This window comes from Mixta sp., assembly GCF_024610815.1.
Lineage (GTDB): Bacteria > Pseudomonadota > Gammaproteobacteria > Enterobacterales > Enterobacteriaceae > Mixta > Mixta calida.
Map to the genome: position 1 here is coordinate 1 of NZ_JANION010000188.1, position 4,813 is coordinate 4,813.

At 59.9% G+C, this 4,813-nt stretch carries 4 protein-coding genes; 3 read left to right on the forward strand and 1 reads right to left on the reverse strand.

Annotation, left to right across the window (positions count from 1 at the left end):
- Window positions 1-29 precede the first annotated feature (29 nt).
- Entirely contained in the window at window positions 30-1,622 is a 1,593-nt protein-coding gene (locus MYY08_RS14070) for an HrpF/NolX family T3SS translocon protein (protein WP_288014633.1), read from the forward strand.
- Window positions 1,623-1,716: 94 nt separating this feature from the next.
- Here MYY08_RS14070 and MYY08_RS14075 read toward each other — a convergent pair whose 3' ends face one another.
- Window positions 1,717-3,144 carry an aminotransferase-like domain-containing protein gene (locus tag MYY08_RS14075; RefSeq protein ID WP_038625530.1) on the reverse strand — a complete coding sequence of 476 codons (1,428 nt, stop codon included), beginning with the start codon at window positions 3,142-3,144 and terminating at the stop codon, window positions 1,717-1,719.
- A gap of 171 nt (window positions 3,145-3,315) precedes the next feature.
- Here MYY08_RS14075 and MYY08_RS14080 point away from each other — a divergent pair, with 171 nt between their 5' ends.
- Window positions 3,316-3,495, forward strand: a complete 180-nt coding sequence (locus MYY08_RS14080; protein WP_084971398.1) for a DUF1127 domain-containing protein — start codon at window positions 3,316-3,318, stop codon at window positions 3,493-3,495.
- Between the two features lie 422 nt (window positions 3,496-3,917).
- On the forward strand, window positions 3,918-4,751 hold the full coding sequence (gene efeU, locus MYY08_RS14085) for an iron uptake transporter permease EfeU (protein WP_084971400.1): 834 nt from the start codon (window positions 3,918-3,920) through the stop codon (window positions 4,749-4,751).
- Window positions 4,752-4,813 lie beyond the last annotated feature (62 nt).

Here is a 4,813-nt window from a genome sequence, read left to right on the forward strand (position 1 = left end):
ACACGTAAAAGTAAGAGTAGGGAGAAACCATGCGCCTTTCAGGCTTTTCACCATCCGGTTTTACTGCGCCGCGCGATGCCGAGTCGCCCGGTAAAAACGCCGCCGCGCCGCTGCAGACGAGCGCAAAGGGCGGCCCGGCGAACGGTCTCGCTTTCGTTGCGCCGCAGAGGCAAAACATCGTCGGCTCACTGCCGACGCCGCGACAAAGCGCTGACCTGCCGCAATCAAACGCTCTCGCTGATACGCCGCTGCTGGGGCAGCTGATCGCCTCGCTGTTCGGCGATTTGCTCTCCAGCATCACCGGCTCCGGCGTCACCGCCTGGCCGCAGAGCGGCGGCGAGCAAGGCGTCAATGGCGCGCAGGGCGGCCCGATGTCGTTCGAGCAGGCGATCACCACGCTGGGCCGCCATGAAGATTTGCTTAAAAAGCCGCAGGATCGGGAAGGACTGGCGAAGCTGCGCGATGACCCGCAAACGCCGAGCGACGCTAAAAAGGCGCTGGATACGCTGCTGAACAACCCTGGGATGTTTGAAGCGATCGATCCGGCCAAAAACGGCAAAAGCGACGGCAAAATCAGCGCGAAGGATATCCGTAAGTGGCAGGAAAATCCCGCTATCCGTCAATATGCCGACGCCAAAGCAGAGATCTATACCCACGACTATGTGCCTTCCGACGCCAGGCCCGGCTCGCCTGCCCGCGAGATGAGCGGCAACGACGCTATGCGTGAGCTTTACCTTTATTCGGAGAGCCTGCCGAAAAAGGTCAGTATGGAGACGTTGCAGAAGATCGCCGACGGCTCGCAGGATATGGGGAAATGTCCGCCGCAGGTCGCCGCCGCCGCGAAATATTTCACTGACCACCCAGCAGAATGGCAGCAGTTCACCGGCAAGGACGATCCCAACGCGAGCATCTCGCGCGATCGCCTCTGTGACCTGGCCGCCTACAACGTCAAGCTTTCGCCGCAAGAGAGCAAGGCCATCGAGACGATCAAAAATAATCAGGATATCTTCTTCAGGGACGGCGGTATCAAGCCGGACAAGCTGGTGAAAATCGCCAACGACCCTAACAACAGTCAGGAGGTGCGCGACGCGGCCAACCTGCTGAGCCAGCCGAATTCGATGTTGTTTTCAATGCTCGACAACGGCAAGCACGGCGCGGGCGGCAACTTCTTCAACAAGGCCAACGACCATAACATCGGCAAGGGCGATCTCGACGCCTTTATACGCAAAGGCTCCAACCAGGTCGCCGCCGCGCCGCAGTTGGCTAACGCGCCCACCACAGCGGATGAGCTTGCTGCGCAGGAGGAGATGGCCAGCGGTCAGGAGACGCAGCCCGATGCGAAGAAGCAGCGCGGCGGCGGCATCTTTAAGCTGCTGGATATTCTCAGCTATGTCGCCACCGGGTTGTCGGTGCTGATTCCGGGCGTCGGCGCAGCTGGCCTCGCGGCCACGGCGGGCCGCGCCGCGCTGACCGCCGGGCTGAAAGAGGGCCTGAAGCAGGGCGTGAAAGAGGGCGTAAAGGAAGGCGTTCAGCAGGGCGCCGGCCAGGTGATGAACGCCGCGCAGACCGCCCGGTCGGGCAATCAGCAGGTGAACGGCCAGCGCGTCTGGGCGCAGGGCTAAAGGAAAGGCTCCAAAGCGTCGCGCCAGGCGAGAAGATGCGGCGCGTGAACGCCGCAGGCGAACGGGCAGCGCGCCCGTTCGCCTGCTTCACCGTTTAATGGCTACAGGCGCGCATGGCGCGTTCAACCGCCTGCGCCAGCGTGACGATCGCCTGTTCGGTCGCATCGTTCAGCGTCAGGCCGAAGTTCAGGCGCAGGCAATTGCGATATTTGCCTGAGGCGGAAAACAGCGAGCCGACGGCGATCTGAATTTTCGACTCGCGCAGCGTCCTGTTCAGCAACACCGCGTCAAAGGCTTCCGGCAGCTCAATCCACATCAAAAAACCGCCCTGCGGCCGCGATACGCAAATTCCGCAGGGGAAATAGCGGCGCACCCAGCAGCTCAGCGTTTCGTAGTTACGCTGATAAAGATGGCGCATACGGCGCAGATGCGGCAGATAGTAGCCCTGTCGAATAAATTCCGCCACCGCCGCCTGGGTTTGCGTGGCGGTGGATCCGGTAACGATATATTTCATATGCAGCGCGCGATCGCGGTAACGGCCAGGAGCCATCCAGCCGACGCGCAGGCCGGGCGCCATGGTTTTGGAGAAGGAGCTGCAGAGCAGTACCCGTCCGTCGTGATCCAACGATTTAATGGTGATCGGACGCGGATATTCCCAGGCCAGCTCGCCGTAGACGTCATCCTCGATAATCGCCGCGTCGAAGCGCTGCGCCAGCGTCAGCAGCGCCCGCTTGCGCGCCTCCGGCATAATAAACCCAAGCGGATTATTGCAGTTGGGCACCACCACCACCGCTTTGACCGGCCACTGCTCGAAAGCCAGCTCAAGGGCCTCCAGGCTGATGCCGGTCACGGCGTCGGTAGGGATCTCGATGGCGCGTAGGCCGAAGCCGCGCAGTGTCTGCATGGTGCCGTGGAACGTGGGCGATTCGACGGCGATGATATCGCCAGGCTGACAAACAGCGCGCACCGCAATCGACAGCGCTTCATGACAGCCGGTGGTAATCACGATATCGTCCGCGCTGAGCTGGCAGCCGCTGTCGATAGCCAGCCGCGCCACCTCTTCACGCAGCGCCTTTACGCCATACAGCGTGTCGTAATCCAGCAGGCGCGCATCCTGCTTTTGCGCCAGCCTGCCGATAATCTTCCACAGCGGCTTCAGGGTCGGCTGGCAGATATCGGGCGTGCCGCTGCCCAGCTGCAGCATATTCTCTTCCTCCATGCGTCCGCTCAACAGATCCAGCACCGCGTCCCACTGGGTAATCTCTACCGGTCGCTGCGCCGGTCGCGTCAGCGCGGGCAGAGGCGGCGCGGCTTTACTGGGGGCGACGAAGTAGCCGGAACGCGGCTGCGGCGTGATCAGCCGTTTCTCCTCCAGCAGGTAATAGGCCTGCTGAACGGTGCTGATGCTGACGCCATGTTCCTGACTCAGCGTGCGCACCGAAGGCAAACGTTCGCCGCTGCGATAAAGACCGCGCTCAATGCGCTCGGCAAGCAGGTCGGCCAGATGCTGATAACGCGTCATGTATGCCTCCGTAAAAAATGCTAAAGAGAAAACAGTACAGATCGAATGAGGTAACGCCATTCAATATCACTATGCTTCACTCTGTATGTTAATTAAAAGTAATTTTTGCCTCTGTATGGTAAGGGCCTGACGCGCGACACTCTATTTAGTCAACACCAAGAGGAGAGCGTCATGGAATATGAAGCAAACCGCAGCGGCAAGCCGATTAGCCTTGCCTTACTGCTCGCGCCGGCGCGTGCGATCAAGCAGTGGATAAAACGGCAGCGTACCCGACGCATTCTGGCGCGCATGTCGGATGAACGCCTGAAGGACATCGGCCTGACGCGGGATGAGGTGCGGCGTTTTCGCTAAACGAGGCGCACTCTGCGCGCAGCGCTGCCGCCCTGACGGAACGCTATTTATCAAGGAGAAATAATGCTGCATATCAATGCGCTGTTACTGGTTTTCCCTGGCTACTTTGCGGCAATCGCCAGTCCGGGCCGAGCAATATGGCCGGACTGATCCTGACGTTTGGGCGCCAGTAGCGCGCCCTTTTTTATTCAGGCGCATCCGCCAGAGCGCCTGACCATCGGTTATCCCATCAGTAAGCAAGGCGCGTCTTCAGCGCTTCCGCGTATGGCGTTTTTCCTCACTGCTCCAGCTTTTCGTGCCTCCCTACAAATAATCACCGCGGGTGACTTGTTTTTTTCTTGCCGATAATGATAATCGGTATCGTTTAGATTTACGCTTCTTTACGCCGGTTTACGTAAAGCGGATCTGCCAGAGGAAACCCCATGTTCGTCCCGTTTTTAATTATGCTGCGCGAAGGCCTGGAAGCAGCTCTGATCGTCAGCCTGATCGCCAGCTATCTGAAGCGCACCCAGCGCACGCGCTGGTTTGGCGCCATGTGGGCGGGCGTATTTATCGCCGCCGCGCTCTGCCTGGCGCTGGGCCTGTTTATCAACGCCACCACCGGCGAATTCCCGCAAAAGCAGCAGGAGCTGTTTGAAGGGATCGTGGCGGTGATTGCGGTGGTGATCCTCACCTGGATGGTCTTCTGGATGCGCAAAGTTTCGCGCAACGTAAAGGCGCAGCTGGAGGAGGCGGTCGATCAGGCGTTGCAGAAGGGCGGCAATAACGGCTGGGCGCTGGTGTTGATGGTATTTCTCGCCGTGGCGCGCGAAGGGCTGGAGTCGGTCTTTTTCCTGCTGGCCGCCTTTACCCAGGATGTTGGGCTGGCACCGCCGGTCGGCGCGGTGCTGGGCCTGTTATGCGCGGCGGCGATCGGCGCGCTGATTTACTGGGGCGGCGTCAGGCTCAACCTGGCGAAATTCTTTAAATGGACCAGCCTGTTTATCATTTTTGTCGCCGCTGGCCTGGCCGCAGGCGCGATCCGCGCTTTCCATGAAGCGGGGCTGTGGAATCATTATCAGTCGGTGGCGTTCGATCTTAGCGCGACGCTCTCCACTCATACGTTGTTCGGCACGCTGCTGGAAAGCCTGCTGGGTTATCAGGAAGCGCCCAGCGTCAGCGAAGTGGTGGTATGGCTGATTTATCTTATTCCGGCGCTGCTGCTCTTTTTTACGCCGACTCGCGCTACCCGCGTCGCCGCACGCCCGGCGCGTTGAGCAACGGTTTATTACTTTAACAGGGACTCATTCAATGACCATTTTCACCCGTCGTAAAATTG

What these genes read in the sequence shown, in the direction of transcription:
- MYY08_RS14070 (WP_288014633.1), top strand. Translation starts at nt 30, where the DNA reads ATGCGCCTTTCAGGCTTTTCACCATCCGGTTTTACTGCGCCGCGCGAT.
- MYY08_RS14075 (WP_038625530.1), bottom strand. Translation starts at nt 3,144, where the DNA reads ATGACGCGTTATCAGCATCTGGCCGACCTGCTTGCCGAGCGCATTGAG.
- MYY08_RS14080 (WP_084971398.1), top strand. Translation starts at nt 3,316, where the DNA reads ATGGAATATGAAGCAAACCGCAGCGGCAAGCCGATTAGCCTTGCCTTA.
- efeU (WP_084971400.1), top strand. Translation starts at nt 3,918, where the DNA reads ATGTTCGTCCCGTTTTTAATTATGCTGCGCGAAGGCCTGGAAGCAGCT.